The organism is Dactylosporangium sp. NPDC050688 (assembly GCF_040654515.1).
In the GTDB taxonomy this organism is placed as follows: Bacteria; Actinomycetota; Actinomycetes; order Mycobacteriales; family Micromonosporaceae; genus Dactylosporangium.
The window spans coordinates 120,518-144,904 of the sequence record NZ_JBFAIC010000003.1 but is presented as its reverse complement, the minus strand read 5'-3'; the positions used below and the strand labels follow the sequence as shown (position 1 = coordinate 144,904).

The following is a 24,387-nucleotide window of genomic DNA, read 5'->3' as shown; positions in this document are numbered from 1 at the left end:
GGACGGCTCGGACCGGACGGCTCAGACCGGACGACTCGGACCGGATCGAGGAGGTGTGCGTCATGCAGGCACGGTCGCCGCGAATCGTCGCGGTCAGCTGGGGGCGCATCGAGGTCGAGGACCTCGGCGTGGTGAAGGACCTGAAGGTGTGGCCCGGCGGCGGGCGGGCCTGGGACTGGGGCGAGACCGGCACCCGGCACTCCCCCGGCATCCAGGTCGCCGACGCCGAGGAGCTGCTCGAGCACGGCGCGACGGTGGTCGTGCTGTCGCTCGGCATGGACGAGCAGCTCGGCGTGCCGGACGCGACCGTCGAGGCCCTCGAGGCCCGCGGCGTCGAGGTGCACGTCGCGGAGACCCGCGCAGCCATCGACATGTATAACGGTCTGGTGGGTTCGGTGGCGGTCGGCGGGTTGTTCCACAGCACCTGCTGACCTGGAGCGGTCAGGGGAGGGCAGCGTGCGGCGGGTGTCGGTGGTGGGCAACTCCGGGTCGGGCAAGACGACCCTGGGCCGGGCCGTGGCGGCCCGGCTCGGGGTGCCGTTCGTGGAGCTGGACGCGATCTACCACCAGCCCGGCTGGACGCCGATCGGCGTCGAGGAGTTCCGCAGGACCGTGGCGGAGCTCGCCGGCGGCGACGGCTGGGTGATCGACGGCAACTACGGCGCGGTGCGCGACCTGGTGTGGGCGCGGGCGGACACCGTCGTCTGGTTCGACCTGCCGCGGCGCACCGTCGTGCGCCAGGTCCTGTGGCGCACGGTCCGCCGCGGCGTCACCCGCCAGGAGCTGTGGAACGGCAACCGCGAGCACCTCACCAGCCTGCTGCGGCTCGACCCGCAACGGTCGCTGCTGCGCTGGGCGTGGACCCGCCACAAGGACTACCACGACCGGTACACCAGAGCCGCCGCCGAACGCGGGGACCTCGACTTCATCCGGATCGGCTCGCACCGCGACGCGGCGCGGCTGCTCGCCTGACGGCCCCCGGCGAACCCCGACCACCCCGCCACCCGCCACCCGCCACCGGGCACCGGGCACCGGGCACCGGCGGTGGCGTGCGTCACACCGCGTCCGGGACCGGCCATGCGATAGTTCACCTGCGGAATGTTTGACTTGGCAGCTATGTTCTCCTGTGCGTCAGACCCAGGAGCTTGGAGCGTGTGCCATGCAGTTCGGAGTGTTCACCGTCGGTGACGTCACCCAGGACCCGACGACCGGCCGGGTGCCGACCGACGCGGAGCGGGTCAAGGCCATGGTGACGATCGCGCTCAAGGCCGAGGAGGTCGGCCTGGACGTGTTCGCGCTCGGCGAGCACCACAACCCGCCGTTCGTGCCGTCGTCGCCGACCACCATGCTCGGCTGGATCGCGGCGCGGACCAGCCGGCTGCAGCTGTCGACCGCGACCACGCTCATCACCACCAACGACCCGGTGAAGATCGCCGAGGACTACGCGATGCTGCAGCACCTGGCCGACGGCCGGGTGGACCTGATGATGGGCCGCGGCAACACCGGCCCGGTGTATCCGTGGTTCGGCCAGGACATCCGCAACGGCATCGCCCTCGCGGTGGAGAACTACGCACTGCTGCGCCGCCTGTGGCGCGAGGACGTGGTGGACTGGGAGGGCAACTTCCGCACCCCGCTGCAGGGCTTCACCGCCACCCCGCGCCCGCTCGACGGCGTGCCGCCCTTCGTGTGGCACGGCTCGATCCGCAGCCCCGAGATCGCCGAGCAGGCCGCCTACTACGGCGACGGATTCTTCGCCAACCACATCTTCTGGCCCAAGGAGCACACCGCCCGCATGGTCGGGCTGTACCGGCAGCGCTTCGAGCACTACGGGCACGGCTCCGCCGACCAGGCGATCGTCGGCCTCGGCGGGCAGGTGTTCATGCGCAAGAACTCGCAGGACGCCAAGCGGGAGTTCCGGCCGTACTTCGACAACGCCCCCGTCTACGGGCACGGCCCGTCGCTGGAGGACTTCACCGCGCAGACCCCGCTGACCGTGGGCAGCCCGCAGGAGGTCATCGACCGGACGCTGTCCTTCCGCGAGTACGCCGGCGACTACCAGCGCCAGCTGTTCCTGCTGGACCACGCGGGCCTGCCGCTGAAGACGGTCCTCGAGCAGCTGGACATCCTCGGTGAGGAGGTCGTGCCGGTGCTGCGCAAGGAGTTCGCGGTCGGCCGCCCCGCGCACGTGCCGGACGCCCCGACGCACGCCTCCCTGAAGGCCGCCGCTTCGCTCACGCAGAAGGTGGACGCATGAAACGCCTCGTGGTGATCACCGCCGGGCTCAGCCAGCCCTCGTCGACCCGCCTGCTCGCCGACCGGCTCGCCGCGGCCGCCGCCCGCGAGATCGGCCCGGACACCGAGGTCCGGGTGGTCGAGCTGCGCGACCACGCGCACGCGGTCACCGACCACCTGCTGACCGGCTTCCCCGCGCCCGCGATCAAGGACGTCCTTGACGCGGTCGCGGCCGCCGACGCGGTGATCGCCGTGTCGCCGATCTTCAACGCCTCGTACAGCGGGCTGTTCAAGTCGTTCTTCGACCTCCTCGGCGACGACGCCCTCACCGACAAGCCCATCCTGCTCGGCGCCACCGGCGGCACCGCCCGGCACTCCCTGGCCCTGGAGCACGCCCTGCGGCCGATGTTCACGTACCTGCACGCGGTGGTCGCCCCGACCGCCGTGTTCGCCGCGACCGAGGACTGGGCCACCGGTGGCGACGCGACCCTGCACCGGCGCATCGACCGGGCCGGGCGGGAGCTCGCCGACCTGGTCGGCCGGCGGCCGTCACCGGTGGTCGCCGACCCGTTCGCCCTGACCACCACGTTCGACGCCCTCCTGTCCGGCCAGGGCCGCGCGGTGCAGAACGACCTGCGGCTCTGACCGGCTAGTGGCCGGGGCCGGCGGCCGGCCGGGACGGGCCCGGCGCGGCCTCGGCGACCAGCGAACCGGCCGGGGTGGTCGACGTGCCGGACAGGAACTTGGGATGCTTGCTGCGCATGGTCGAGATGACCAGGTCGTAGGGCACGTCGTCGAAGTCGCCGTGGAACCTGAGAAACTCCATGTGCTGGATCCCGTCGCCGTTGAACGGGTGGTGCAGGCTGTCGGCGCGGCCGTCGAACTCCAGCGGTGCCATGCCGTACAGCCTGCACAGCAGCTTGTTGAACACCGGCGTCGCCCTGACCCACCGCCCGTCCAGGTGCACCGTGGTCAGGCTGTGGAAGAACACGTCACCGCCGACGAGGTCGCGCAGCCGGGGCGAGGCGAGGTGGTTGCGCACGTCGGCGTAGGTGATCCGGCTGGGGATGCCGGCCGCGCGCACCGCCGCCGCGTACACGATGGACTTGTGCATGCAGAAGCCGCGGCCGCGGCCGATGACGGCGCTGGCGGTCAGGCCGGCGCGGCTCAGGTCGGCGTTGTAGACGTCGTAGTGGATGCCGTCGCGCACGGCGTAGTAGAGCCGCACCGCCCGGTCGATGTCGGTGGCGCCCTCACCCAGGCCGGCCAGGGCCCTGCCGACGAAGCCGGCGACGACCGGGTGGTCGTGGTCCAGGAAACCGGTGGGCTCGGTGAGCGCCGTCAGGTCCGCCGTCACGGCACGAGCGTCCTTTCCGTCCGCGGCGCCGCCGTGCCCGCGCCGCCCGCGTTGTCCGCGTTGTCCGCGTTGTCCAAGGGCCGGTGCAGCCCCATCAGGGCGGCGAGCCGCTCCCGCTGGATCTCCGACGTGCCGGAGTAGATCGTGCCGGACACCGAGTTGCGCAGCTCCTTCTCCAGCCCGTACTCCGTCGTGTAGCCGTAGCCGCCGAAGATCTGCACCGCGGCGAGGGCGGAGCGTACGTTGCTTTCGCTGACGATCAACTTGGTGCGGGCGACGTCGGTGGTCACGTTGCCGCCCGCGGCCAGCTTGCGGGCGGTGCTGTACAGCCACATGCGAGCGGTCTCCACGTCGGTGCCCATGTCGACGATCCGATGCGAGATCGACTGGTACCGCCCGATGTGCTCGCCGAACTGCCGCCGGGTGCGGGCGTACCGCACGCAGCGGTCGAGCCGGTGCTGCATCTCGCCGAGGTTGACCACGAAGCCGCAGAGGATCTCCCACTGCATGACCGCGTCGAGGATGAGCAGGCCGGCGCCTTGGGAGCCGACCATGTTCGCGCGGGGCACCCGGACGTCGTCGAGGTACACCTCGGCCAGCGGCGAGGTGCGCAGCCCCAGCTTGCCCACCGGCTGCCCGACGCTGAGCCCGGCGGTGCCGCGCGGCACCAGGAAGACGCTGATCGCGGCCGGGTTGCCGAGCTTGCCGGTGCGGGCGTAGACGAGGATGACGTCGGCGATCGGCCCGTTGCTGACGAACGCCTTGCTGCCGTTGAGGACGAAGTCGTCGCCGTCTGGCACCGCCGTGGTGCGCATCGGGGTGATGTCCGAGCCGCCCGCCGGTTCGGTGACGGCGTGCGCCCCGATGATGCTGCCGGCGCAGACGTCCGGCAGGTACCGCTGCTTGAGCTGCGCCGACCCGAACCGGTGCAGGGCGACCCCGGTGCTGACCAGGTGGGTCACCGCCGAGAAGCTCAGCCCGCCGTCGCGGCACGCCGTGCCGAGGGCTTCGAGGGCGTACATGGTGGTCGGCAGGTCCTGCGCCAGACCTCCGTACTGCTCGCCGAACGGCAGCCCGAACAGGCCCAGCTCGGCGAGCTTCTTCCAGCCCTCGGTGTCGAAGGTGCCCGCCGCGTCGCGTTCGACATGGTCCGAGCCCAGTGTCGCGGCGACCGCGAGCACGGCGTCGTGCAGGTGCTGCTGCTCCCGGGACCAGACCATCTCAGTACTGGGAGAACTCGTCGGAGTCCAGCGAGTGCACCTCGTCGCCGATCAGCGGCGGGTTGAACACGCTGATCAGCTCGAGCTCGCTGTCCGGGTCGGCGATCAGGAAGTGCGCGTCGTGCTCGTCGAGGGCATAGATGACGCCGGGGGTGAGCTCGTGCTCCTGGCCGTCCGCGGTGACCACCCGTCCCGTGCCGCGGATGCACAGGCAGGCCTCCAGGTGCCGGCGGTACTGCAGCCGCGACTTGGTGCCCGGGCGCACCGTGGTGTGACAGACGGTGAAGCCCATCTTGTCGGCCTCGAGCAGGTAACGGCGGCTCAGGCCGTTGCCCCAGTCGACCGTCTTGACCTGGCTCTGGTCCCGGACGATCATGGTGCCACTCCTTCTCTGCCGCTGGCGGCGGCCACGCTGACCTGGGTGTTACGGGTGATGAAGCGGTCGACCGCCGCCACCGAGCGGAAGTCCTCCGGGTTCAGGTCGATCTGGTCGAGGGCGATCGCGTACCGCTCGCTCACCCAGCCGACCAGCTGCAGCAGGCTGAGGCTGTCGATGACACCGTTGTCGAGCAGGTCGTAGTCCGCCGGCAGCTCCTCTGCCGGGGTCCCGGGCAGGTACTGCGTGATGAGGTACTGGCTGATCTCGCCTTGCTGGCTCACGCATGCTCCTTCTGCAGTTCGTTCTTGAGGCGGGCGCGGTCGACCTTGCCGGTGACCCCGATCGGCAGCGGGGCGTCGCGCAGGTCGAAGACCGCGGGGATGGCGGCGCGGGTGAGGCGCTGCGCGCACCAGCTGCGGATCTGCAGGCCGGTCAGCCCGGACGAGCGGGGGCGCACGACGGCGGAGATCCTGGCCCCGGCCGCGGCGTCCGGCAGCGCGACCACGGCGGCCTCGGCGACGCCGGGGTGGGCGAGCACGACCTGCTCGACCTCCTCCAGGCTGACCCGCACGCCGCGGACCTTGACCTGGAAGTCGGTGCGCCCGACCAGCAGGAGCCGGCCGCGGTCGTCGCGGGTGACCAGGTCACCGGTGCGGTACCAGGCGTGGCCGTCGCGGACCGGGAAACGGTCGCCGGCCAGGTACCCGGCGGCCTGGAACGGCGTCGACACCACCAGCTCACCGGTGCCGGGCCCGGCGAAGGACGCCCCATCGGCACCGACCAGGTGGGCCCGCACGCCGGGAAGCGGCGCGCCGATCGGGAGCAGCGCACCGTCGCGGGCCTCGTCCGCGCCGAACGAGTGGATGAAGCTGTCGTTGGTCTCGGTGCAGCCGTACACGTTGTGCAGGACCGCCGCGGGGAACAGCTCCGGCAGGGCGGCGCGCAGCACGGGCGGCGTGTGGTCGCCGGTCAGGATGACGTGCCGCACCTCGGGGACGGGAGGCCCGCCGCCCGCACCGGCCGCGGCGTCCAGGAGCAGCCGGTAGAACATCGGCACGGCCTGCACCATGTTCGGCCGGGTGGTGCGCACGAGGTCCAGCAGGTACGCGGGGTTGGCCGCCCGGTCGGGGTCGACGAGCACGACGGTGCCGCCGTGCCCCAGCGTGGCCCACACGTCGAGCAGGCTCAGGTCGAAGTTCAGCGGCGCGTAGCTGAGCACCCGGGTGCCGGCGCCGAGCTCGAACGCGCCGGCGGCCCAGGCGGTGAAGCGGGAGATCGCCGCCCCGGTCAGCGGGACGATCTTCGGTACACCGGTCGAACCGGACGTGGTCAGCATGAGGCAGGTGTCCGGCGGCAGATCCGGCGCACCGGCCGGGACCGGCGCGGGAGCCCAGTCGAAGGGAGCGCCGCCGGCGTTGGTCGCCGCGCCGGTAGCGGTGGCGACGCCGGCGCACCCGGCCCGCTCGACCAGGGTGGCGGCCACCTGCGCGCCGAGGTCGACGGAGAGCAGCAGCACCGGCCGGGCGGCGGCGAAGCAGGCCAGGATCAGCGCGATGGTCTCCGGCGACTTCGCCGCGCGGACCGCGATCGGCTGCCCGGCCGGCAGGCCGAGCCCGTCCAGGGCCACCCGGGCGGCCCCGCTCGCGGCGGTGAGCTCGGCGAAGCTGGTCCCGGCGCCGTCGTGCAGCACGGCGACGCGCTCGGGCGCGAGCCGGGCCGCGGCGTGCACCGCGTCGGCCGGCAGCCTTCCCGCACGCACCGCGTCGGCCGGCAGCCTTCCCGCACGCACCGCGTCGGCGGGCGGCTGGAGGGTCATGACTCCTCCCGGGTGGCCGGTGCGGCTGCCGCGACCGGCGGCCCCGAGGTGCGCTGCGGCTCCGGGACACGCTGCGGCTCCCCACCGCCGGGCGGCTCCCCACCGTCAAGCGGGCTCCCGCCGTCACCGGCGGACGCTGCGTCGCCGGACGGCTGCCGCCAGGCGCCGGGCCGCAGCTGGTCCTCGCCGAGCAGGATGCTCACCACGATCACCACGCCGCCGGCCAGCACGTTCCAGGTGATCGCCTCGCCGAGGAACACCGCGCTGATGAGCAGGCTGATGAACGGCACCAGGTAGTTCACCCCGGACGCGCCGGTCGCGCCGATGTCGGCGATCAGCCGGTTGTAGAGGACGTACGCCAGGCCGGTGCCGAACACGCCGAGCAGCACGATGCTCAACGCCACCTGCCAGGTGACCGACGGGCTGTCCCAGCCGAGGAACGGCTGCAGCACGGCCAGCAGCACCGTCGCGACGAGGGTCTGGGCCGCCGCCGACGAGACCGGCGGGATGCCCCGGTCGGAGAGGAACTTGCGGACGAACACGGCGTGCGCGGCATAGATCCCGGCGACGGCGAGGCAGGCCAGCTGGCCGCCGATCGTGCCGCCCAGCTCGGACCACGGCGCCATCACCAGCACGATTCCGGCGAACCCGAGGACCACCCCGGCCGTGCGCCGCACCGTCGCCCGTTCGCTGCGCAGCTGCACGGTGGCCAGGGCGAGGGTCAGCAGCGGGGTGGCGGCGGTGAGCACGCCGGCCATCGAGGCGCTGGTGTGCTGCTCACCCCAGGCCAGCAGCAGGAACGGGGCGACCATGCCGAGCACGGTGGTCACGGTGATGTGCACCCACACGAACCCGAACCGCGGCAACCGGGACCCGGTGACCGCGGCCACGACCACCAGCACCGCCGATCCGAGGACCAGGCGGCCCAGCACCTGCTGGCCCGGGCTCAGCCCTTCACCGGCGAGCTTGATCAGGGGATAGCTGGAGCCCCAGATGACCCCCAGGGCGAGGAACTGCAGCGCGCTGAGCCCCTTCATGACGCCGCTCCGGCCAGCACCGGGATGCTGTTGCGCCCGATCTCCAGCGCCTGCGGGTCGATGCTGTCGTCGGCGAGCGCACCGCCGAGGTACCGCTCGTAGGCGCTGAGGTCGAAGTTGCCGTGCCCCGAGAGCCCGAACAGGATCGTCCTGGCCACGCCCTCCTCGCGGGCCCGCAGCGCCTCGTCGACCGCGGCGCGGATCGCGTGCGTCGACTCGGGAGCCGGCACGATGCCCTCGGTCCGGGTGAACAGCACCCCCGCCTCGAAGCAGTCCCGCTGCCGCAACGCGACCGCCTCCATCAGGCCCTCCTCCACCACCCGGCTGACCAGCGGGGCGATGTTGTGCGCCCGCAGACCACCCGCGTGCACGGGCGGCGGCACGAACTTGTGCCCCAGCGTGTGCGTGCGGGTCAGGGAGGTGAGCCCGGCGGTGTCGGAGAAGTCGTAGGCGATCCGCCCCTGGGTCAGCGACGGGCACGCCGCCGGCTCCGCGGCGATCAGCCGCACCTGCGGCCCGCCGCGCAGCCGCGCCCGCAGGAACGGGAACGCCAGGCCGGCCAGGTTGCTGCCGCCGCCCGCGCACGCCACCACGATGTCCGGGTAGTCGCCGGCCCGTTGCATCTGCACGATGGCTTCCTGGCCGATGACCGTCTGATGCGCGCACACGTGGTTCAGCGCGCTGCCGCGCGTGTAGCCCCACCGCGGATCGGAGAACGCCACCTGCAACGCCTCCGACTTCGCGACGCTCAGACTGCCCGGGAAGTCCGGCTGCTCCTGCAGCACCGCGCGCCCCGCCTCGGTCTCCGCGCTCGGGCTCGGCGTGCAGCTCGCCCCGAACATCTGCATCAGCGAACGATGGTGCGGCTTCTGCTGGAAGCTCACCCGCACCATGAAGACCTTGGCGTCCAGGCCGAACAGCGACGCCGCGAACGAGATCGCGCTGCCCCACTGCCCGGCGCCGGTCTCGGCGATCAGCCCCGACTTGCCGGCCCGCTTGTTGTAGTACGCCTGCGGGACCGCCGAATTCGGCTTGAAACTGCCGGTCGGACCGACACCCTCGTGCTTGAAGTAGATCCGCGCCGGGGTGTCCAGTGCCCGCTCCAGGTTGCGGGCCCGGATCAGCGGTGTGGGCCGCCACTGCGCGTAGAACTGCCGCACCTCACCCGGGATCTCGAACTCCGGCTCCCGGCTGAGCTCTTGGTCGACCAGCGCCTCCGGCATCGTGCGCAGCATGTCGTCACGGGTCACCGGCCGGCCGGTCGCCGGGCTCAGTGCCGGCGCCACATACTCGAGGTCGGCGGCCATGTTGTACCAGGTCTCGGGTATCTCCGAGGGGCTGAGCTCGAACCGTACCGCCTCCATCGAGGCCGCCTCTCTGCGCGATGGGCAACGGGAGCGCGGAGGCCACGCCCCGAAGTAGCCGCCGGCAGCTCATGGTCGGCGCCAAACCCTGCACCCGGGTAGGAGTTGCGGCGAATGTCTAGGAGAAGCCCCAGTGCCCACCCGGACGGTCACGTGCCACGGTGACCGCCATGATTCGTGAAGCCACCGCCGACGACCTCGGCCTCCTCCACTCGCTGGTGCACGGCATGGCCGCCAGCGAAGGGGCGACCGACCAGATCAGCACCGACGAGGCCGAACTCGGCCGCGCCCTGTTCGGACCCGCCCCCGTCGCCTGGGCCCACCTCGCGGTCGACGACAAGACCGGCGACGTCGTCGGGTACACCCTGTGGGCGCTGGTCTACAGCACCTGGCGCGGCACCGCGATCCACATCGACGACATCTACATCCGCGAGGACGCCGCCGGCACCGGCGTCGACACCGCCCTGCTGAGCACCCTGGCCGCGGTCTGCGCCGAGCGCGGCTACCGCCACATGCAGTGGTGGGGCCGGCCGACCAACGAACCGACCGCCGCGTACTACCGCTCGATCGGCGCCGAGATCCCCTCCGTGCTCGGCGAGGACATCGCCGTCTACCGGCTCACCGGCGCGCCGCTCGCCGACCTCGCCAGGCAGGCCTGACCGCCCGCCGGCTGCCCGGCGGCGTCCGTCAGCATCCTCCGCACGCGGAAAACCGGTTAATACGAGTCGCGAAGAAATACTAGGCTCGGCGGCGATGGCACTTGTGGAGGCTCGAGAACTGACCAAGGTCTTCCGCAGGCCGGACAAGGATCCGGGGATGCGGGGGGCCATCAAACATCTCTTCGTGCGGCGGTTCGTGGACAAGACCGCCGTCGATCACGTCGACCTGTCGATCGAGGCGGGTGAGGCGGTCGCGTACGTCGGGCCCAACGGCGCCGGCAAGTCCACCACGGTGAAGCTGCTCAGCGGCATCCTGGTGCCGACCTCGGGCGAGGTGCGCATCGACGGGCTGTCGCCGCAGCGGGACCGCATGGCCGTGTCGCACCGCATCGGGGTGCTGTTCGGGCAACGGACCCAGCTGTGGTGGGACCTGCCGGTGTCGGAGTCCCTGGCCGTGCTGCGCGACGTGTACGGCATCGACCACGGCACGTACCGGCGGCGCATGGCCAGGTTCGAGGACGTCCTGGAGCTCGGTGAGGTGCTGCCGGTCCTCGGCCGGAAGCTGTCGCTGGGCCAGCGGATGCGCGCCGACCTGGCGGCGGCGCTGCTGCACGACCCGCCGGTGGTGTATCTGGACGAGCCGACGATCGGGCTGGACCTCGCGGTGAAGGACCGGGTGCGGGAGTTCTTCCGCACGGTCCGCGACGAGGGCACCACGGTCATGCTGACCAGCCACGACCTCGGCGACATCGAGGGGTTCTGCCGGCGGCTGGTCATCATCGACGAGGGCAGGATCATCTTCGACGGGGACCTGGAGGCGGTGAAGGACGCGTTCGCCCGCGAACGGATCCTCAACGTGCAGACCGAGACCGCCGCCGCGCTCGACGACGTCCGCGCGGCACTGCCGGGTGCGCAGGTCACCGCCGGGGACACGCCGCTGCAGTTCTCGGTGCGCTTCGACCGGTTCACGATGACCGCCGGGCACGTCGTCACCGCGCTCGCGCCGCTGGCGAACCTCGTGGACTTCGGCGTCGACGAGCCGTCCATCGAGGACGTGATCCGGCGGGTGTACTCCGGCGAGCTGGTGCTCACGCCGTGAAGCCGTACCTCGCGCACGCCCGGGCCGCGGCACTGAGCGCGCTGGCGTACCGGGCCAACTTCCTGCTGTCCCTGGGCGGGGTCGCGTTCCAGCTGATCGCGTTGCTGGCGGTGTGGCGGGTACTGCTCACCGGCGGGCAGGTCGGCGGCTTCGACTGGCCGCAGATGCGCGCCTACCTGGTGGTCGGGTTCGCCTCGGCCACCCTGGTCGGCACGTTCGTGGACTTCCGCATGTCGCACCGGATCCGCTCCGGGCTGGTCGCGCTGGACCTGGTGAAGCCGGTGGACTACCAGCGGGCCCGGTTCGCCGAGACGGCCGGCGGGGTGTGGATCGAGGTCGTCGCCGTGGTGGCCGTCGTGGCGGTCACCGTCGCGGTCGGCGGCGCCCTGCGGACCCCGTCCGGGCCGATGCTCGCGCTGTTCGCCGCCAGCATGGTCCTGCTGGTGCCGTTGAAGTTCGCGGTGTCGTACCTGAGCACCCTCGCCTGTTTCTGGACGGAGAACTTCGTCGGGGTGCTGTGGGCCAGGCAGGCGCTGACCAGCCTGCTGTCCGGGGCGCTGGTGCCGCTGGCGTTCTTCCCGGGCTGGCTGGCGACCGCCGCGCAGTGGTCGCCGTTCGCCGGGCTCACCTCGACCCCGGCGCTGATCTTCATCGGGCGGGCGTCGGGCACGCACGCGCTGCTGCTGGTCGCCGCCCAGCTCGGCTGGGTCCTCGCCATGTGGTTCGGCGCCCGGCTGCTGTTCCGGCGCGGGCTGCGCCGGCTGACCGTGAACGGGGGATGACATGCGCACCGTCCGGCTCTACGTGCGGCTGCTCGGGGCGCACGTGCGCTCGCTGCTGGAGTACGAGAGCGACTTCTGGATCATGATGGCCGCCACGGTCGTCATGCAGGTCGTCAACGTCGTCTTCCTCGCGGCGATCTTCGCGAAGGTCCCGCACATCAACGGCTGGTCGTTCTGGGCGGTCGTGGCGATGTTCGCGATGGTGGCGATCGCGGAGGGTGTCGGCTCGCTGTTCTTCGAGGGCATGTGGAACCTGGCCTGGCAGATCAACCAGGGCGACCTCGACTACATGATGGTCCGCCCGTACCCGGTGGTCCTGCAGGTCAGCAGCATGCAGATCGGCGTCAACGGGCTGTCCAACATCGTCACCGGCGGGCTCATGCTCGGCTTCGCGCTGGCGAATCTGGCCGTGGACTGGTCCGCGGGCCGGATCGCGGCCGGCGTCGTGGTGCTGCTGTCCGCGATCGCGATCAAGGTGGCGATCAACCTCGCCACGAACTCGGTGTCGTTCTGGATGCAGAGCCCCAGCCCGCTGTTCGCGTTCGCCGTGCACCAGGTCGGCGACCTCGCCCGGTTCCCGCTGTCGATCTACCCCCTCGCGTTGAAGGCGGCGCTGGGCTTCGCGCTGCCGTTCGCGTTCGTCAGCTTCTTCCCCGTGTCGTTCCTGCTCGGCGGCGGCACCGCGTGGGTCGGGCTGCTGACCCCGCTCGTCGCCGCCTACTGCCTCGCGGTCGCCTGGTTCGTCTTCTCCCGCGGCCTGCGCCGTTACGAGAGCGCCGGCAACTGACCCCTGCGCAGCAGCGGCGGGTACAGCACCGTGGCCGCCCCGCGGGTGAACAGCTGCGCGGGGCGGCCCCGCTCGCCGGCGGTGGACCGGCCGGTCGCCTCGACGAAGCCGTCGGTGGAGGTCACCTTGCGGTGGAAGTTGCGCGGGTCGAGCCGGGTGTCCCACACCGCCTCGTACACGCCGCGCAGCTCGGCGATCGTGAACTCCGGCGGGCAGAACGCCGCCGCGAGGGGCGTGTACTCGAGCTTCGCCCTGGCCCGCTCGATGCCGTCGGCGAGGATGCGGCCGTGGTCGAACGCCAGCTCCGGCAGCTTCGCGACCGGCACCCAGTCCGCGGCCGCGGCGTCGCTGCCGGCGCGCGGTGACGGCGCGTCCGGCACGAGGGCCAGGTAGGCGATCGTGACGACCCGCCCGCGCGGGTCCCGGCCCGGCGCGCCGTAGCTGCCCAGCTGCTCCAGGTGCCCGGCGCCGCGCAGCCCGGTCTCCTCCACCAGCTCCCGCTCGGCGGCGTCGTCGAGGTCCTCGTCGGGCAGCACGAACCCTCCTGGCAGCGCGCTGCCGCCCTGGTACGGCGGGATCGCCCGGCGGATCAGCAGCGCGCACAGCGCACCCTCACGGATCGTCAGCATCACCAGGTCGACGGTCACGGCGAATGTCATGTACTTATCACCACATTGACGAGAAAGGACGGAGACGGTTATCGTCAGTACGACGATAACGCATGAGGTAGGAGCCACCATGGCTGACGTGACCACCCGCTTCTTCCTGCGCCACCTGCGCGGCGCGCCGACCTCCTGGGTCCGCCACCACGTCAAGGGCAAGGTCCGCCACGAGGGCATCGGCCAGTCGTTCTACTACCGGCCGCTGACCGCCGTGCTGTCCGAGGTGCCCGTCGACGACCGCGAGCTGCCGCTGCTGTTCCACGCCCGGACCGCGGACTTCGCCGACGTCACCGTGCAGGCGACGGTCACGTACCGGATCAGCGCCCCCGACGTCGCCGCGTCCCGGCTCGACTTCTCCGTCGACCCGCGGGCCGGCTCGTGGCGCGGCCAGCCCCTGGACCAGGTCGCCACCCTCCTCGCCGAGCTCGCCCAGCAGCCGGCCCTGGACCTGCTCGCCCGGCTGTCGCTGACCGACGCGCTGACCACCGGGATCGCCCCGGTCCGCGAGGCGGTGACCGGGGCGCTCAGCGGCGACCCGCGGCTCACCGAGACCGGCGTCAGCGTGGTCAGCGCCCGCGTCGTGGCGATCCGCCCCGAGCCGGACCTGGAGCGGGCCCTGCAGACCCCGACCCGCGAGGCGGTGCAGCAGGACGCGGACCGGGCCACGTACGCCCGCCGGGCCCGCGCCGTCGAGCAGGAGCGGGCCATCGCCGAGAACGAGCTGCAGAACAAGATCGAGCTGGCCCGCCGCGAGCAGCAGCTGGTCGAGCAGCACGGCGCCAACGCCCACCGCAAGGCCGAGGTCGACGCCGCGGCCGCCCTGGTCGCGGCGCAGGCCGTGGCGGAGCGGGAGCAGGTCGCGGCCACCGCCGCCGCCGAACGCTCGAAGGTCACCGCGCTCGCCGACGCCGAGCGGGCCCGGCTCGCCGCGGCCGCCGAGGCCGACGCCGACCGGCTGCGCGCCGAGGCCCGCGCCGAGGGCGTGCGCGCCGTCGGGCTCGCCGAGGCGGAGGCGGAGACCGCGCGCCTGGCCGCGTACCGGGACCTGCCGCCCGGCGTCCTGCAGGCGCTGGCGCTGCGGGAACTGGCCGGCAACCTGCCCGAGATCGGCCAGCTGACGGTCACCCCGGACGTGCTGACCGGGCTCGTCGACCGGCTCGGCGGCCGGGCGCTGGGCGGTCAGTCGCACGGGGGCCAGCAGTGACCGGGGCGGCGAGCCGGACGGTGCTCGCCCGGCGGTGGTCGCCGGCGCGCCGGGTGCTGCGGGTCCGGCGCCGCCGGGTCGTGCGCCGCCCGCGGTCCACCGCCTGAGCCGTCCGCCGCGCCGCCACGCCGTCCGTCCGTCGCGTTCGTCGCGTTGGTCTTCAAGGAGCGATCCGTCATGAGCATGTGGGCAGGGCCGTCGTGAGCACGCTCGCACCGCGGGTGGTGCTCGTGTCGCGGCGCAGCGAGCTCGACGAGCTGCTCGCCCGGCACGGCACCATGGCCGCCGCCGCGTACTTCCTGCGCCAACGGGGCCGCGACCTGGACGAGGTCGCGGCCCGGCACGCCGCCCAGCAGGCCGCACTGACCACCGCCGGCGCGGCCGTGCCCGCCGACTGGCGCCGCGGCCACCTCGACCGGGCCGACCTGTCGCGGTTCCTGTTCGCCCCGGAGGACGTCGTGGTCGCCGTCGGGCAGGACGGGCTCGTCGCCAACGTCGCCAAGTACCTCGACGGCCAGCCGGTCATCGGCGTCAACCCGGCCCCCGACAGGAACCCGGGCGTGCTCGTACGCCATCCGCCGGGACAGCTGCGCCGGCTGCTGCGCGACCTGCCCGGCCTGCCCGTGCAGGAGCGCACGATGGTGTCCGCCGCCCTCGACGACGGTCAGGAGCTGCTCGGCCTCAACGAGGTCTACTTCGGGCACGTCACCCACCAGTCGGCGCGCTACACACTGTCCACATCGGACGGATCGCGGGAGCGGCACTCGTCGTCCGGTGTCGTCGTCGGTACGGGCACCGGCGCCACCGGCTGGTGCTCCTCCATCGCCCGGCAGCGCGCGGACGCCCCGGCGAGCCCGGCACCGGGGGAGCCGGCGCTGACCTGGTTCGTGCGGGAGGCGTGGCCGTCCCCGGCGACCGGTGTCACGCTGACCAGTGGCCGGCTCGACGGCGCGCAGACCCTGGAGCTGGCGAGCGAGGGCGAGGGCCTGGTCGTGTTCGCCGACGGCCTGGAGCCCGACCGCCTGGAGCTGTCGTGGGGGCAGCGGGTCACGGTCGGCGTCGCCGCCAGAAAACTGCGTCTCGTCATGTGACCTGCGGTGTGACACCATCTCTGGCCATGATCCGTGAACGGCTCCACGACCACGCAGTGCTGCTGCACCGCCAGGGCAAGGACGACCCGCTGCCCGCCGGTGGCGAGCCGTTCCCCGACGATGCGCGCCCCCGCACCCCGATCGGCCGCGACGCGCGGCGGGTCGGCGCGGACGTCGCCGCCATCCTCGACGCGCACTTCGCCTCGCCGGCCGCGGCGCCGAGGGCGCTCGTCGGCGCGTTCGACGAGGTGTACGTCCCGGTCCACGACAACGAGCACGTCGCCGCCGCGGCGCTGCGGGCGGGCCGCAAACGGGTCCGCCGCACGGGCCGGTGGCTGGTGCGCCACGGCGTCGACCGGCGCGAGGTGGCCGTCGGTCTGGCGCTGCTCGGCACGGAGGCGACGACGTCGGACAAGGACATCGAGCTGATCCGCACGATCGGCCTGCTGTCCGCCGAGTTCGGCGCGCTCGCCGCCGAGTCGCTGCGCCACCGCGGCGACGCCGGCATCGAGGCGCTGCTGTGGCTCGCCGAGCGCACCCGCGGCTGGGGCCGAGTCCACGCGATCGAGGCTCTGTGCGAGGTCGCCGTCCTGCCCGAGGTGCGCGCCTGGCTGCTGCGCCACGCCTGCGCCGGCGACGACCTCGACGCGGTCACCGCGGGCGCGGTCGCCACCGCCGCGCACCTGCACGCCGCGATCATCGCCGGCGAGGTGGACGACGAGCTCGTCGACCACACGGGGGCGCTGCTGCGGGCGCTGGCCGACGGCTCCGGCCAGGGCACGACGCTCGCCGACTACCCGCCGGCCCGCTACGTCCTGGCCGCGCACGCCCGGCACCTGGCACGGCAGAAGCCGACCTGGGCACGGTACGCGACCGCCGCCGTCATCGCCGACCGGATCGCGCACCTGGAACCCGAGGACCTCGGCTGCACGAAGAAGGAGCGGGAGCGGCTCGTCGAGCGCTACGAGAAGATCCTCCGCCAGCGCCGCTGGCGGGCGACCGTCCCGCGCCGCAAGTCCAAGTCGAAGTCGAAGGCGAAGGTCAGGTCCGCGGCCCGCCGCCGCACGACCCGCCGCCGCTAGCCCTGAGGACCGGCGCCGCAAGCAGGTGCACGACGAGCCTGCTCATGGCGCGTCCTTTGAAGGCTTGACGTTCTGGTTCAGGTGGAAGACGTTGTCCGGGTCGTAGCGGTCCTTCAGCGCGGTCAGCCGGGCCAGCTTCGCAGGCGGGTACGCGCGGCGCAGCCCCGCGGCGCCCTCGTTACCCAGCGAGTTGACGTAGACGCCGCCGGAGAAGGGATCGAGCAGCGCCGCCGCGGCCCGCGCCGCCGCCCGGCGGGCGTCGTCCTGCGCCGGGTCGGTCCACGAGGTGCCGGCGCCGAACTCGAACATGGTGTCGCGGTGGCCGAACGCGGTCGCGTCCTGCGGCACGTCGGCGATCGCGCCGCCGTACCCTTGCAGGCCCGCGCCGCAGTGCTCACCCGCGGCGATGAACGCGTCCACGGCCGCGTCGGGCATCGTCTTGAGGTAGTGCGAGCGGCCGTACCGGCGCAGCGCGTGCCGGCCCGTGGTGTCGTCGCGGCGCTGCAGCCGCAGGTACGACATGGGCTGCCGGGTCACGGCGCCGCCCTGGACGAACGCCGGCGAGTAGGACCCGGGACCCACCCAGACGTAGCCGAGGGTGAGGGTGCCGGGGGCGCTGGACGCGGTGAACGTCGCCTGCCGCGGCGCGGTCAGGTGCTCGTCGCGCCAGCGGCGCATCGCCGCGTGCCGGGCGGCGCCGGTGAACGTCGCCTCCACGACGAGCGCCGACGTGCCGGTGCCGTGCAGCGCGAACTCGAACTCGGTGACGATGCCGAAGTTGCCGCCGCCGCCCTTCAGGCCCCAGAACAGCTCCGGGTGCGAGCCGGCGTCGACGCGCAGCACCTCGCCGCCGGCGGTGACGACCTCGAAGGACAGCACGTTGTCGCAGGCGAGACCGTACCGGCGGGCGAGCCAGCCCATCCCGCCGCCGAGCGTGAGACCGCCGACACCGGTGTGCGAGACGTTGCCCGCGGTGGTGGCCAGGCCGTGGCGCTGGGCGGCGGCGTCGAGCGCGCCCAGCAGCGCGCCGCCCTGCACCCACGCGCGGCGGCGCACCGGATCGACGCGCACCCGGCCCATCGGGGTCAGGTCGATCATCATGCCGCCGTCGGTGACGCCGAACCCGGCCGCGCTGTGCCCGCCGCACCGCACCGACACCTCCAGGCCGCGTTCCCGGGCGGCGCGGAGGGCAGCCGCTACGTCCTGCACGGACCGGCACCGCACGATCATCGCCGGCCGGCGGTCGAACATCGCGTTCCACACCCGCCGGGCGTCGTCGTAGCCGCGGTCACCGGCCCGGAGCACCTGTGCTGTTCCTGTCGTCATGCGATCGAGCTTCCCGCCGATTGGACCCGGCGGTAAGGTCCGTTTTCGTGGCACGCGAGAGGACCAATCCGGAGCTGCTCGTCGCGCTCGACCCGGCCGGCGGGCCGCTGCACCGCCAGCTGGAGACGGCGATCAGGGCCGGCATCCGTGGCGGCCGGCTCGTCGTGGGCAGCGCGCTGCCGTCCAGCCGGGCCCTCGCCGCGTCGCTGGGGGTCTCGCGCGGCGTGGTGGTCACGGCGTACGAGCAGCTGACCGCCGAGGGCTACCTGACCAGCCGGTCCGGCGGGTACACCACGATCGCCACCGGACCGGCCCCGGCTGCCGTGCCGCAGGCGCAGGCCGCGGCGCCGGCCCGGATCAGCTTCGGCTACGGGCGCACCGACGTGTCGCGGTTCCCCCGCGCCGCGTGGCTGCGCTCGATCCGGCGGGTCCTGACGACCGCGCCCACCGACCGGCTCGGCTACACCAGCGGCCAGGGCACCCCGGAGCTGCGCACCGCCCTCGCCGAGTACCTCAACCGGGTCCGCGGCACCGACGCCCGCCCCGAGACGATCGTCATCTGCGCCGGTTACGCGCAGGCGGCGAACCTGCTGATCCAGGTGCTCCGCGCGGGCGGCGCCACCCGCCTCGCCGTCGAGGACCCGTCCGGTGAGGACGACGCCCGCCCCCTGGCCGTCGCCGCCGGCCTGACCGTCACCGGCGTCCCCGTCGGCCCCGACGGCATCGACGTGACCGCGCTGGCCGCGGTAGACGCCGACGCGCTCGTGCTCACCCCGTCGCACCAGTGGCCGACCGGCGGCGTCCTGCCCGCCGCCGCCCGCGCCGCCGTCATCCGGTGGGCCGCGGCCCGCGACGCGCTCGTCGTCGAGGACGACTACGACGCCGAGTACCGCTACGACCGGGCCGCCGTCGGCGCCATGCAGGGCCTCGCCCCGGACCGGGTCGCGTACGTCGGCTCCGCCAGCAAGACCCTCGCGCCCGGGCTGCGGCTCGGCTGGATGGTCCTGCCGCCGCGCCTGGTCGCCCCGGTCGTCGAGGCGAAGGTCCTCGCCGACCGCGGCTCCCCGGCCCTCGATCAGCTGACCTTCGCGGACTTCCTCACGGCCGGCGAGTTCGACCGGCACCTGCGGCGGATGCGCCCCCTGTACCGGCGCCGCCGCGACACCCTGCTGGCCGCCCTCACCAGGCACCTGCCGCAGCTGCGCCCCGCCGGGATCGCGGCCGGCCAGCACCTCGTCGCGTGGCTGCCGCCCGGCCTGCCGGAGGCGGCGGTGGAGGCCGCCGCGCTGGCCAGAGGGCTCGCGGTGTACGGCGTCGGCCGCTTCCGCCTCGCCCCCGGCCCGCCGGGGCTGCTGTTCGGGTACGGCCACCTCTCCGAGGACGCCATCGAGGAGGCCGTCACCATCCTCGCCGCCGCGCTGCAAAGCCTCGAACAGCCGTGAAGCTCAGGCGGAGGCGCGCAGGATCAGCTGCGGGTTGAAGATGACGGAGCGCGGGGAGCGGCCGGGTTCGCGGATCCGGGTGAGCAGCAGCTGGGCCATCTCCCCCGCCATCTCCTCGACCGGCTGGCGGACCGTGCTCAGCGGCGGGTGGCACTCCAGGGCGGCGGTGCTGTCGTCGAAGCCGATCACGGCCACGTCGTCGGGGACCCGGCGGCCGGCTTCCTGCAGCACGCGCAGGGCGCCGTCGGCCATGAGGTCGTTGGCGACGAAGACGCCGTCGACGCCGGGGTGTTCGGCGAGGAGGGTGCGGGCGGCGCGCTCGCCGCCGCCGCGGGTGAAGTCGCCCTCGACGTAGGGGGCGTCGGCCTGGCCGTGGGCGGCGACGGCGGCGCGGAAGCCGGCCAGGCGGTCCTGGGCGGCGGGCATGTCGAGGGGGCCGGTGATGGTCGCGATGCGGCGGCGGCCGAGGGCGGCGAGGCGGTCGACGGCCATGCGGACCCCGGCGCGCTGGTCGACGTCGACGAAGCTGGTGTGCACGGGGCTGCCCGGGCGGCAGGACAGCACGCACGGCACGCCGAGGTCGACGAGCTGGCCGGGCAGCGGGTCGTCGACGTGGCTGGAGATGAGCAGGGCGCCGTCGACGTGGCCCTGGCGCAGGTACCGCAGCACGTGCTCGCGGGCGGGCGGGTCGGCGAGGAAGATGACCAGGTGGATGCCGAGCGGGCGGAGCACCTCCTGCGCGCCGGCGGTGACCCGGCCCAGGTAGGGGTCGGTGAACGTGCGGATGAGGAACGGCGTCTCGTACCCGCGGTTCTCCGGCTCCGACACCACGAGGGCGATGGAGTCGGTACGGCGGGTCACGAGCGACCGGGCGGCGAGGTTCGGCACGTAGCCGGTGGCGGCGATCGCCCGCTCGACGGTGCGCCGCAGCTCGGGGTCGACGGTCTGCACCCCGTTGATCACGCGGGAGACCGTGGCGCGGGACACCCCGGCGTAGTTGGCGACCTGTTCGAGGGTCGGTGGTCGCGTGTCGCTGCCCGTCATGGTTCTCACGGTAGATCGTGCCCCCGCGCGGTGAGAAAAAGGGAGCCGTGGATGGACGGCGGTCCAGGCACGTCCATCCACGGCCGGTTCCCAGGTGGTTACGCGCGCCCGTCGGCGCCGCACTTGACCTTCAAGCGGATGCAGTACGCGACCCGGCGGTCCATCTCGGCCTGCGGCCAGGCGTTGAAGAAGTCGCCGTGCATGGTGAACCCGGCACCCGAGCTGAGCCGGATGCGTGCCGGGTCGCCGTTGACCGGGTACCGCAGGACCTGGCGCAGCTTCGGCACCGGCACCGGGTGCGTCGCCGGGCAGGCTCCGTTGACCGGGTAGGCCATGTGGCTCTTGTGGTCGGCCGAGTCCAGGTCACGCCCGTTCCAGCACTGCGGGAAGTCCAGGTAGGACTCCAGCATCGAGTCGGCCGGGCAGTTGATGAAGTCCTTCCCCGCGCCGGCCTCGTTGTGGTGCAGGCAGGACCAGCGGGAGATGGTGGTCGCGTCGGGTGCGGTCGCCTTGGCGTTGCCGGCGACGATCCGCAGCCCGTAGGGCAGCGACTGGGTCTGCTCGCGCACGGCGTCGCTGACCCCTTCACCGAGGTAGTAGAACGTGGTGATCACGGGCTCCTTCGCAACCCCGTCCTGGTACAGGGTGGGCACCCAGTACGAGGACTTGTCGACGGCCGGGTTGCAGTTGCTCGGGCCGTTGGCGAGGTCGTCGACGGTGGTGTTGGCGTTGGTGACCGTGCTGCCGAAGAAGCTGTGCATGTGCGACGCGCCGGGCAGGCCCGGGAAGACGATCGGGTCGTCCGGCAGCCGGTGGCTGAACGGGCAGTCGGCGAGGAACTCCGCGACCCGGACCGCGCCCGGCGGGATGGTGGTCGGCGCACCGGTGGGCGTGCTCCCGCCGGTGCCGAACACCTGGAACTCCCACAGCGACACGCCGTACTGCGTGGCCCGGCGGGTGGTGTTGAGCTTCACGTACCGGCCGGAGCCGGACACGTTGAGCGTCTGCACCCCGCCGGTGCCGTTCACGGTGGTGTGGATCGTCGTCCACGAGGTGCCGTTGGCCGACGTCTGGATGGTGAAGTCGCGGGCGTACGCGGCCTCCCAGTTCAGCACCACCTGGGTGATCGTGGCGGGCGCGCCCAGGTCGACCTGCAGCCACTGCGGGTCGCTGAACGCGCTCGACCACCGGGTGCCCCCGTTGCCGTCGACCGCGTTGGCGGCGGCGGCACCCCCGTTCTCCACCGAGGACGCCGTGACCGGCTTCCCCTGCGAGATCGGGACCTCGGCGGCGTCCGCCGAGAAAGCACGCGTCGCAGCGTACGTCCCGACCAGTGCGGTGAGCGCCAGGCCGATCAGCGACTTCCTGACCAGGCCCCTCCCCAGAACCCGGGCGCTCATGCCGTCACCTCCGCTGCGCTCCGGCGCCAGCCTGAGCTCCACCCTGAGCTGCTGATTCGCAGCCCTCCGCTGCGCTCCGGGCCGCTCATGCCGTCACCTCCGCTACGCTCCGGGCCGCTCACTTGTACACCCGCACGTAGTCGACGTACATCCGGGACGGGAACGGCGTGGTGGCGTCGATCGGGCCCGGGAAGTCACCGCCGACCGCGAGGTTGAGGATCAGGTAGAACTGGTGGTCGTACACCCACGGGCCGCGGGTCGTCTCGACGGTGTCCTTGTTGGCGACCAGGATGACCTGGTTGTCGACGCGGAACGTCATCTTCGTGCTGTCCCACTCGGTCGAGTAGACGTGGTAGTCCAGCGACAGGTCGACCGTGGAGATCTTCTGGCCATAGCCGCCACCGCCGTTGTAGGCCGGCGCGTGCAGGGTGGAGTAGATCTCGTTGGTGTTGCGGCCGAGGATCTCCATGATGTCGATCTCGCCGTTGTACGGCCAGGGGCGGCCGGTCAGGAAGTCGGTGCCCATCATCCAGAAGGCGGGCCACAGGCCATTGCCCTTCGGGACCTTGATGCGGGCCTCGATCCGGCCGTACTGGGTGGAGAACTTGTTGCTGGTGTTGATCCGGCCCGAGGTGTAGTCGCGGCCGCCGAGGGTCTGCTTGCGGGCCTCGATGACCAGCGAGCCGCCCTGGATGGAGGTGTTCTCCAGGTTCGTGTAGTACTGGATCTCACCGTTCTGGCCGGTGCCGGGGTCGACCGTCCACTTGGTCAGGTCCACATTGGTGCCGGTGTTGAACTCGTCGGACCAGACCAGGTTGGTGGCCGGGAAGACCGGGTCGGCCGGGTTCGCCGGCGGCTGGACCGGCTGGCCGCCGGTGCCGTACACCTTGAACTCCCACAGCGAGTAGCCGTAGCCGTTGGAGCGCTGGGTGCCGTACATCCGCACGTAGCGGCCGGTGCCGTTGACCGTCAGGGTCTCCCTGAAGCCCTTGCCGGTCGTGGTGGTGTAGATCGGCGCCCAGTTGACCGCGTCCGCCGACGTCTGCAGCTGGTACGACACGGCGTACGCCGGGTCCCACTGCAGCACGACCTGCTTGATCTGCGCGGTCGCGCCGAGGTCGACGTAGATCCAGCCCGGGTCGACCCAGCCGTTCGTCGGGCTGGTCGCCCACCGGCTGGCGGGGTCGTTGTCGAACGCCTTGTCCGGGGTGCACGGGTTGCAGTTGCTGTCGTTCTGCGACGTCGACGCGACGGCCGGCTTCTTGTACGACAGCAGCACCGTGTTGCCGTTCGGCTGGCTCGGGCTGGTGCTCGGGGTGTCGTTCGTGGTGGGCGGCGCGCCCTGGGTGCGGATCTGGAACTCCCACAGCGAGTAGCCCCACTGGGTGGCCCGGGCGGTGCCGTTGAGCCGCACGTACCGGCCGGAGCCGCTGACCGTGAGCTCCTGCACGCCACCGGTGCCGGTCGTGGTGCTGTAGATGTTCGTCCAGGTCGTGCCGTTGGTGGAGGTCTGGATCTGGAACGCGGTCGCGTACGCCGCCTCCCAGTTCAGCGACACGCCGCAGATGCTCTGGGTGCTGCCGAGGTCGACCTGGACCCACTGCGGGTCGCCGGCGGCGCTGGACCAGCGGGTGCCGGGGTTGCCGTCGAACGCGGACGCGGCGGGCGTGCCGGCGTTCTCCGTCGAGGAGGCGGTGGCCGCCTTGCCCAGCGCCGCGTTGGTGGTGCCGCAGCCGACGGACGCGCTGCCGCCGTACACCTGGAACTCCCACAGCGACACGCCGTACTGGGTCGCCCGGGCGGTCGCGTTGACCCGCACGTAACGGCCGGAGCCGGTGACGGCCAGGCTCTGGTTGCCGCCGGTGGAGGTCGTGGTGCTGTAGACGGTGGTCCAGGTGGAGCCGTTGCCGGAGGTCTGGATCTGGTACGCGGTCGCGTACGCCGCCTCCCAGTTCAGGGCGACCCGGGTGATCGTCTGCGTGGAGCCCAGGTCGACCTGGATCCACTGCGGGTCACTGAAGGCGCTGGACCAGCGGGTCCCGGTGTTGCCGTCGGTGGCGCTGGAGGCGGGGGTGGCGGCGTTCTCCGTCGAGGACGCGGTGGTGGGCTTACCCTGCGACAGCAGGGTCTCCGCGGCGTCGGCGCGGGTCACGACCACGACGATGGAGGCGCACAGCATCGCGGCCACCGCGGTGGCGATGGCACCGGCGCGCAGGGTGCGCCGGCCGGTCGTAGATCGTGAGAGACGTCGATGGCCGGGGGCGGGTGCCGACCAAGGCATAGGGAGCTCCATTCATGTCGCTCGGGTGACCAGTGTGTTGCGGCGGGACGAGAGAGCGCTCTCTCATCCGGTCACTGTGAACCCTTGCTCGAACCGTGTCAATGCTTCCGCCCGAATCGGAGA

24 protein-coding genes are annotated in these 24,387 nt (G+C 72.7%); 12 read left to right on the top strand and 12 right to left on the bottom strand.

Features of this window, described 5'->3' with window-relative positions; genetic code table 11:
- Positions 1-62: 62 nt before the first annotated feature.
- The 4 genes from AB0H83_RS04800 (at position 63) to AB0H83_RS04785 (ending at position 2,877) form a co-directional block, all read left to right on the top strand.
- Positions 63-431 carry an Mth938-like domain-containing protein gene (locus AB0H83_RS04800; protein WP_360086865.1) on the top strand — a complete coding sequence of 123 codons (369 nt, stop codon included), beginning with the start codon at positions 63-65 and terminating at the stop codon, positions 429-431.
- Between the two features lie 25 nt (positions 432-456).
- A complete protein-coding gene (locus tag AB0H83_RS04795; RefSeq protein WP_360086862.1) occupies positions 457-972 on the top strand; it encodes a shikimate kinase in 516 nt (171 codons plus the stop codon).
- A 187-nt stretch (positions 973-1,159) separates the two neighbouring features.
- Positions 1,160-2,254, top strand: coding sequence for an LLM class flavin-dependent oxidoreductase (locus AB0H83_RS04790; protein ID WP_360086859.1), 1,095 nt, complete (start codon positions 1,160-1,162; stop codon positions 2,252-2,254).
- Entirely contained in the window at positions 2,251-2,877 is a 627-nt protein-coding gene (locus tag AB0H83_RS04785; protein ID WP_360086856.1) for a CE1759 family FMN reductase, read from the top strand. Before AB0H83_RS04790 ends, AB0H83_RS04785 begins: the two co-directional genes overlap by 4 nt.
- Positions 2,878-2,881: 4 nt before the next feature.
- Here the strand turns inward: AB0H83_RS04785 and AB0H83_RS04780 are convergent, their stop codons facing one another.
- From AB0H83_RS04780 to AB0H83_RS04750, 7 genes are read right to left on the bottom strand one after another with little or no spacing between them, the layout of a single operon-like run.
- Complete coding sequence (locus AB0H83_RS04780) at positions 2,882-3,589, bottom strand: transglutaminase family protein (RefSeq protein ID WP_360086853.1); 708 nt, start codon at positions 3,587-3,589, stop codon at positions 2,882-2,884.
- Positions 3,586-4,809 carry an acyl-CoA dehydrogenase family protein gene (locus AB0H83_RS04775; RefSeq protein ID WP_360086850.1) on the bottom strand — a complete coding sequence of 408 codons (1,224 nt, stop codon included), beginning with the start codon at positions 4,807-4,809 and terminating at the stop codon, positions 3,586-3,588. Before AB0H83_RS04775 ends, AB0H83_RS04780 begins: the two co-directional genes overlap by 4 nt.
- Before the next feature lies 1 nt (position 4,810).
- On the bottom strand, positions 4,811-5,185 hold the full coding sequence (locus tag AB0H83_RS04770) for an ectoine synthase (RefSeq protein WP_360086847.1): 375 nt from the start codon (positions 5,183-5,185) through the stop codon (positions 4,811-4,813).
- Positions 5,182-5,469 (bottom strand): phosphopantetheine-binding protein, encoded by a 288-nt coding sequence (locus tag AB0H83_RS04765; RefSeq protein ID WP_360086844.1) that lies wholly within the window; start codon positions 5,467-5,469, stop codon positions 5,182-5,184. The genes AB0H83_RS04770 and AB0H83_RS04765 overlap by 4 nt, the downstream gene beginning before the upstream one ends.
- A complete protein-coding gene (locus tag AB0H83_RS04760; protein WP_360086841.1) occupies positions 5,466-7,004 on the bottom strand; it encodes an AMP-binding protein in 1,539 nt (512 codons plus the stop codon). The genes AB0H83_RS04765 and AB0H83_RS04760 overlap by 4 nt, the downstream gene beginning before the upstream one ends.
- Positions 7,001-8,041, bottom strand: coding sequence for a DMT family transporter (locus AB0H83_RS04755; protein ID WP_360086838.1), 1,041 nt, complete (start codon positions 8,039-8,041; stop codon positions 7,001-7,003). The genes AB0H83_RS04760 and AB0H83_RS04755 overlap by 4 nt, the downstream gene beginning before the upstream one ends.
- Positions 8,038-9,405, bottom strand: a complete 1,368-nt coding sequence (locus AB0H83_RS04750) for a TrpB-like pyridoxal phosphate-dependent enzyme (protein WP_360086835.1) — start codon at positions 9,403-9,405, stop codon at positions 8,038-8,040. The genes AB0H83_RS04755 and AB0H83_RS04750 overlap by 4 nt, the downstream gene beginning before the upstream one ends.
- A 170-nt stretch (positions 9,406-9,575) precedes the next feature.
- Between AB0H83_RS04750 and AB0H83_RS04745 the strand changes: the two genes are divergently transcribed.
- The 4 genes from AB0H83_RS04745 (at position 9,576) to AB0H83_RS04730 (ending at position 12,732) form a co-directional block, all read left to right on the top strand.
- Entirely contained in the window at positions 9,576-10,064 is a 489-nt protein-coding gene (locus AB0H83_RS04745; protein WP_360086832.1) for a GNAT family N-acetyltransferase, read from the top strand.
- 94 nt (positions 10,065-10,158) lie between these two features.
- Positions 10,159-11,163, top strand: a complete 1,005-nt coding sequence (locus AB0H83_RS04740) for an ATP-binding cassette domain-containing protein (protein ID WP_360086829.1) — start codon at positions 10,159-10,161, stop codon at positions 11,161-11,163.
- Complete coding sequence (locus tag AB0H83_RS04735; RefSeq protein ID WP_360086826.1) at positions 11,160-11,945, top strand: ABC-2 family transporter protein; 786 nt, start codon at positions 11,160-11,162, stop codon at positions 11,943-11,945. The genes AB0H83_RS04740 and AB0H83_RS04735 overlap by 4 nt, the downstream gene beginning before the upstream one ends.
- A gap of 1 nt (position 11,946) precedes the next feature.
- The gene (locus AB0H83_RS04730) at positions 11,947-12,732 is read left to right on the top strand and encodes an ABC-2 family transporter protein (protein ID WP_360086823.1); all 786 of its coding nucleotides are present in this window, start codon (positions 11,947-11,949) and stop codon (positions 12,730-12,732) included.
- Here AB0H83_RS04730 and AB0H83_RS04725 read toward each other — a convergent pair.
- Positions 12,711-13,391: an NUDIX domain-containing protein gene (locus tag AB0H83_RS04725; RefSeq protein WP_360086820.1), complete on the bottom strand. Its 681-nt coding sequence runs from the start codon at positions 13,389-13,391 to the stop codon at positions 12,711-12,713. The genes AB0H83_RS04730 and AB0H83_RS04725 overlap by 22 nt on opposite strands.
- Before the next feature lie 79 nt (positions 13,392-13,470).
- Here AB0H83_RS04725 and AB0H83_RS04720 point away from each other — a divergent pair, with 79 nt between their 5' ends.
- The 3 genes from AB0H83_RS04720 (at position 13,471) to AB0H83_RS04710 (ending at position 16,771) form a co-directional block, all read left to right on the top strand.
- A complete protein-coding gene (locus AB0H83_RS04720) occupies positions 13,471-14,598 on the top strand; it encodes an SPFH domain-containing protein (protein ID WP_360086817.1) in 1,128 nt (375 codons plus the stop codon).
- A gap of 200 nt (positions 14,599-14,798) precedes the next feature.
- Positions 14,799-15,689, top strand: a complete 891-nt coding sequence (locus tag AB0H83_RS04715; protein ID WP_360086814.1) for a hypothetical protein — start codon at positions 14,799-14,801, stop codon at positions 15,687-15,689.
- A 26-nt stretch (positions 15,690-15,715) separates the two neighbouring features.
- A complete protein-coding gene (locus AB0H83_RS04710) occupies positions 15,716-16,771 on the top strand; it encodes a hypothetical protein (protein WP_360086811.1) in 1,056 nt (351 codons plus the stop codon).
- Positions 16,772-16,813: 42 nt separating this feature from the next.
- Here the strand turns inward: AB0H83_RS04710 and AB0H83_RS04705 are convergent, their stop codons facing one another.
- A complete protein-coding gene (locus tag AB0H83_RS04705) occupies positions 16,814-18,097 on the bottom strand; it encodes an FAD-binding oxidoreductase (RefSeq protein ID WP_360086808.1) in 1,284 nt (427 codons plus the stop codon).
- Positions 18,098-18,144: 47 nt separating this feature from the next.
- Here AB0H83_RS04705 and AB0H83_RS04700 point away from each other — a divergent pair, with 47 nt between their 5' ends.
- On the top strand, positions 18,145-19,539 hold the full coding sequence (locus AB0H83_RS04700; protein WP_360086805.1) for a PLP-dependent aminotransferase family protein: 1,395 nt from the start codon (positions 18,145-18,147) through the stop codon (positions 19,537-19,539).
- A 3-nt stretch (positions 19,540-19,542) separates the two neighbouring features.
- On the opposite strand, the gene AB0H83_RS04695 is transcribed toward AB0H83_RS04700, so the two are convergent.
- From AB0H83_RS04695 to AB0H83_RS04685, 3 genes are all read right to left on the bottom strand, one after another.
- The gene (locus AB0H83_RS04695; RefSeq protein ID WP_360086802.1) at positions 19,543-20,583 is read right to left on the bottom strand and encodes a LacI family DNA-binding transcriptional regulator; all 1,041 of its coding nucleotides are present in this window, start codon (positions 20,581-20,583) and stop codon (positions 19,543-19,545) included.
- A 98-nt stretch (positions 20,584-20,681) separates the two neighbouring features.
- The gene (locus AB0H83_RS04690; RefSeq protein ID WP_360086799.1) at positions 20,682-21,983 is read right to left on the bottom strand and encodes a DUF1996 domain-containing protein; all 1,302 of its coding nucleotides are present in this window, start codon (positions 21,981-21,983) and stop codon (positions 20,682-20,684) included.
- Positions 21,984-22,101: 118 nt separating this feature from the next.
- Positions 22,102-24,264, bottom strand: a complete 2,163-nt coding sequence (locus AB0H83_RS04685) for a discoidin domain-containing protein (protein WP_360086796.1) — start codon at positions 24,262-24,264, stop codon at positions 22,102-22,104.
- Positions 24,265-24,387 lie beyond the last annotated feature (123 nt).

What these genes read in the sequence shown, in the direction of transcription:
- AB0H83_RS04760 (WP_360086841.1), bottom strand. Translation starts at nt 7,004, where the DNA reads ATGACCCTCCAGCCGCCCGCCGACGCGGTGCGTGCGGGAAGGCTGCCG.
- AB0H83_RS04740 (WP_360086829.1), top strand. Translation starts at nt 10,159, where the DNA reads ATGGCACTTGTGGAGGCTCGAGAACTGACCAAGGTCTTCCGCAGGCCG.
- AB0H83_RS04705 (WP_360086808.1), bottom strand. Translation starts at nt 18,097, where the DNA reads ATGACGACAGGAACAGCACAGGTGCTCCGGGCCGGTGACCGCGGCTAC.
- AB0H83_RS04800 (WP_360086865.1), top strand. Translation starts at nt 63, where the DNA reads ATGCAGGCACGGTCGCCGCGAATCGTCGCGGTCAGCTGGGGGCGCATC.
- AB0H83_RS04690 (WP_360086799.1), bottom strand. Translation starts at nt 21,983, where the DNA reads ATGAGCGCCCGGGTTCTGGGGAGGGGCCTGGTCAGGAAGTCGCTGATC.
- AB0H83_RS04725 (WP_360086820.1), bottom strand. Translation starts at nt 13,391, where the DNA reads ATGACATTCGCCGTGACCGTCGACCTGGTGATGCTGACGATCCGTGAG.
- AB0H83_RS04750 (WP_360086835.1), bottom strand. Translation starts at nt 9,405, where the DNA reads ATGGAGGCGGTACGGTTCGAGCTCAGCCCCTCGGAGATACCCGAGACC.
- AB0H83_RS04685 (WP_360086796.1), bottom strand. Translation starts at nt 24,264, where the DNA reads ATGCCTTGGTCGGCACCCGCCCCCGGCCATCGACGTCTCTCACGATCT.
- AB0H83_RS04710 (WP_360086811.1), top strand. Translation starts at nt 15,716, where the DNA reads ATGATCCGTGAACGGCTCCACGACCACGCAGTGCTGCTGCACCGCCAG.
- AB0H83_RS04745 (WP_360086832.1), top strand. Translation starts at nt 9,576, where the DNA reads ATGATTCGTGAAGCCACCGCCGACGACCTCGGCCTCCTCCACTCGCTG.
- AB0H83_RS04770 (WP_360086847.1), bottom strand. Translation starts at nt 5,185, where the DNA reads ATGATCGTCCGGGACCAGAGCCAGGTCAAGACGGTCGACTGGGGCAAC.
- AB0H83_RS04785 (WP_360086856.1), top strand. Translation starts at nt 2,251, where the DNA reads ATGAAACGCCTCGTGGTGATCACCGCCGGGCTCAGCCAGCCCTCGTCG.
- AB0H83_RS04695 (WP_360086802.1), bottom strand. Translation starts at nt 20,583, where the DNA reads ATGACGGGCAGCGACACGCGACCACCGACCCTCGAACAGGTCGCCAAC.
- AB0H83_RS04720 (WP_360086817.1), top strand. Translation starts at nt 13,471, where the DNA reads ATGGCTGACGTGACCACCCGCTTCTTCCTGCGCCACCTGCGCGGCGCG.
- AB0H83_RS04790 (WP_360086859.1), top strand. Translation starts at nt 1,160, where the DNA reads ATGCAGTTCGGAGTGTTCACCGTCGGTGACGTCACCCAGGACCCGACG.
- AB0H83_RS04755 (WP_360086838.1), bottom strand. Translation starts at nt 8,041, where the DNA reads ATGAAGGGGCTCAGCGCGCTGCAGTTCCTCGCCCTGGGGGTCATCTGG.
- AB0H83_RS04775 (WP_360086850.1), bottom strand. Translation starts at nt 4,809, where the DNA reads ATGGTCTGGTCCCGGGAGCAGCAGCACCTGCACGACGCCGTGCTCGCG.
- AB0H83_RS04730 (WP_360086823.1), top strand. Translation starts at nt 11,947, where the DNA reads ATGCGCACCGTCCGGCTCTACGTGCGGCTGCTCGGGGCGCACGTGCGC.